The organism is uncultured Campylobacter sp., assembly GCF_938045225.1.
Lineage (GTDB): Bacteria > Campylobacterota > Campylobacteria > Campylobacterales > Campylobacteraceae > Campylobacter_A.
The window spans coordinates 1-2593 of sequence record NZ_CALINL010000324.1 but is presented as its reverse complement, the minus strand read 5'-3'; the positions used below and the strand labels follow the sequence as shown (position 1 = coordinate 2593).

Genomic DNA, 2593 nt, shown 5'->3' with positions numbered 1-2593 from the left:
GCGCTCGACGTGCCCGACGGCCACTTTTAAATTTCTCTTTTGCGCTTCATCTAGTAAAATTTGAGCGTCCGCGGCATTTGCGCAAACTGGCTTTTCGATGAGCAAATTTAGTCCCTTTCGCATGCATTTTAGCGCCGCTTCTTTATGTAACGAGGTCGGCGTGGCGATGACGGCGGCGTCTAGATTTTCGCTCTCTAGTATCTCGTCAAGATCAGCGTAAATTTTATGCGCGAAATTTTCCTTGCAAAACGGATCGCAAAGCGCGACTATCTGCACGCCTGCGACGTTTTGTAGCGTGCGGTAGTGGTTTTTGCCCATGACGCCAAGGCCTATGAGCGCAAATTTAAGCATTATTTATAACCTCGATGACATAGTCTTGCTCCTCTTTGGTTACAAACGCAGACATCGGTAGCGCCATTATATCCTGCGCCACCGCTTCGCTCACGGCAAAATCCCCAAGCTTATAGCCAAGATCCTTAAACACCTCTTGCAAATGCAGCGGCACGGGGTAATAAACCCCCGTCGGCACGCCTTTTTGTGCGCAGATCTCTAGCATTTTCGCCCTATCTTTTACGCGGATGCAGTACTGTGCCCACGCCGAGATGTTGCCCTCCGCGACAAAAGGCGTTACGACGCCCTTTAGCTCGCTAGTATATCTCGCCGCGATCTCTTGGCGTTTTGCGATTTCGGCGTCAAGGTACTTTAGCTTGACGTTTAAAATGCCTGCCTGGATGGCGTCGAGTCTGCCGTTTATGCCGACGTATTTATGGATATAGCGCTCGGACTGGCCGTGATTTAGCAGGATGCGTATTTTTTCGTTCAGGGCGTCGTCGTCCGTAAATATCGCTCCGCCGTCGCCGTAGCAACCAAGCGGCTTAGCGGGAAAAAACGAGGTCGTAGCGATGCGCGAGAGGTTGCAGGACTTTACGCCGTTTTGGCTCGCGCCAAAGCTTTGCGCGGCATCTTCTATGACGGTTAGGCCGTGTTTTTGCGAGATGGCATTTATCGCCGTCATATCCGCCGCCTGCCCAAAAAGCGACACCGGCACGATAGCCTTGGTCTTTGGCGTGATCTTTGTTTCGATCAAATTTGGATCGATGTTATACGTCCTCTCGTCGATATCGACGAATACGGGCTTTGCGCCCAGAAACGCTATCATCTCTGCCGTCGCGATAAAGGTAAAAGGCGTTGTGATGACCTCGTCGCCGGGCTTTATATCAAGCGCCATAAAGGCTAGTAGCAACGCATCCGTGCCGCTACTGCAAGCTATAGCATGCTTTGCGCCGCTAAATTTAGCCAGATTTTCCTCCAGCTCGCCGACCTTGCCGCCGATATAGACCGAGCTATCCAGCACCTCTTTGATCTGCTCGTCGATTTCGTTTTTGTATTTTTGATACTGAGCTTGTAAATTTATAAAATTTATCTTCATCTTTGCTCCTATTTTATGGATATTAGTATCTCCTCACCTGCTTCGTCAAGCCTCTTGCCGTTAAAGTGCACCTTGCAAAACTCCACTATCTTGCCGTGAAATTTGGCGTAAATTTCATTCATGCCTAGCTCGCGTCCGTATGCCTCGCAAATTTTCTCGCTATCTACGGCCCCCAGCCACTCCTGCGCCTCGTCGTAGCTTTCAAACTCATATCCCAAAAAGCTCAAAATCCGCAAAGCGTAGCTATCTACGACCATCGCCTCGCGCCCGCACGCATAGCAAAGCACCGCGTCGCAGGTCTCCGCGCCGATGCCTTTTACGCCTAGCAGCCACTCGCGGCTTACGTTTTCTTTGAAATTTTCAAAATCGCCGAATTTTTTAAAAATCGCCTCGCAGAGCGTTTTTAGGCGTTTTGCTTTGGTGTTGTAAAAGCCGCTTGGTTTTATGAGCAAAGCAAGATCGGCCGCGGGCGTTTTTACGATACCTTCCAGGCTCATCAAATTTGCGTTTTTTAGATTATTTAGCGCTTTATCGGCGTTTTTCCAGTTGGTATTTTGTATCAAAACGGCGCCGACCACGACCTCGAAAGTACCTACGTTTGGCCACCACAGAGGGCCATCTGTGTCAGCCTTTACGCCCGCGTTTTTTAGCGCCAAAAAAAGCTGCGTGCTATCCATAGTTTTTCCTTTTTTCTTTGTTTTTAGCAAATTTTACGCCAGACTATTGCTCAAATTTACCTCCAAAACGCCGCCGCGCTTAAATTTGAGTAAAAGCCGTCGCTAGCCTTGCGCGGCTCAAATTTGCGCTCGCTTATGCAAATTTAACCACGCGCTGCACCAAAGGCTCGCTAACTCCGTCTATCACGCGGATCTTAAAGGCATCCGCGCAGCGCCCGCCGTCAAATTCAAACACGACCATCTGAAAAATCCGCCTGCATTTTTCATTTACTTTAAACGAGTGCTTTAGCCCCGTTAAAAAGCTCTTTAAGGGCGCTTCCGCGTCCATGCCGATGACGCCGTCAAACGCTCCGCTAAGACCGACGTCGCTGACATAAGCAGTGCCGCTGACTATTTGCAAATCATCGGTGCCAACGTGCGTGTGAGTGCCGGCTATGGCTCCCACTCGCCCGCAAAATAGCCTAAAAAACGCATTAAGATTAACAAT

Annotated in this window: 4 protein-coding genes; all 4 read right to left on the bottom strand. The window is 49.6% G+C overall.

From position 1 onward, the window contains the following. Window positions 1-351: Gfo/Idh/MocA family oxidoreductase (locus Q0200_RS11770; RefSeq protein WP_297941288.1), on the bottom strand; the 351-nt coding region annotated here is incomplete at its 3' end. Continuing rightward, the gene (locus Q0200_RS11765) at window positions 344-1429 is read right to left on the bottom strand and encodes a DegT/DnrJ/EryC1/StrS family aminotransferase (RefSeq protein WP_297941287.1); all 1086 of its coding nucleotides are present in this window, start codon (window positions 1427-1429) and stop codon (window positions 344-346) included. The genes Q0200_RS11765 and Q0200_RS11770, both read right to left, overlap by 8 nt. 8 nt (window positions 1430-1437) lie before the next feature. Then, the gene (locus tag Q0200_RS11760; protein ID WP_297941286.1) at window positions 1438-2106 is read right to left on the bottom strand and encodes a 3-methyladenine DNA glycosylase; all 669 of its coding nucleotides are present in this window, start codon (window positions 2104-2106) and stop codon (window positions 1438-1440) included. Between the two features lie 133 nt (window positions 2107-2239). Further along, window positions 2240-2593: YmdB family metallophosphoesterase (locus tag Q0200_RS11755; protein ID WP_297941285.1), on the bottom strand; the 354-nt coding region annotated here is incomplete at its 5' end.